We start from the raw sequence: 386 nt of genomic DNA, 5'->3' as shown, positions 1-386 counted from the left end.
CGAGCAGAAAAAACCTCTACAGGCTTGTAGCTCAGGTGGTTAGAGCGCACCCCTGATAAGGGTGAGGTCGGTGGTTCAAGTCCACTCAGGCCTACCAAATTTCTTCTCATGCTGCGTTATGCGCGCGGTCGTTTACCTGAGTAAACGTCCCTTCCGCATGCCTTGCCTGAAAAGAAATTGCATCCTTCTCCTGAAGAATGTAACTCGGTTGAGTGGTAGTAGTGGTCTCTGCAGTAACTGTATGGGGCTATAGCTCAGCTGGGAGAGCGCCTGCCTTGCACGCAGGAGGTCAGCGGTTCGATCCCGCTTAGCTCCACCATACCGTTTATCTGTTTTTTTCTGAAATACCTCAGAGCATACCGGCGACGGTGTGCTGCGACGTATTA

The 386-nt window shown here is 51.8% G+C and carries 2 tRNA genes; both read left to right on the top strand.

Annotated elements, in window-relative coordinates:
- Nucleotides 1-20: 20 nt before the first annotated feature.
- Nucleotides 21-97 (top strand) — tRNA-Ile (locus OK412_RS23425).
- 146 nt (nucleotides 98-243) lie between these two features.
- Nucleotides 244-319 (top strand) — tRNA-Ala (locus tag OK412_RS23420).
- Nucleotides 320-386 lie beyond the last annotated feature (67 nt).

Origin of the sequence: Pantoea sp. JV6 (assembly GCF_025910055.1) — a bacterium.
Lineage (GTDB): Bacteria > Pseudomonadota > Gammaproteobacteria > Enterobacterales > Enterobacteriaceae > Pantoea > Pantoea agglomerans.
Note: the sequence above shows the minus strand (reverse complement) of the source record. Positions and strands in the feature narration are given on the sequence as shown.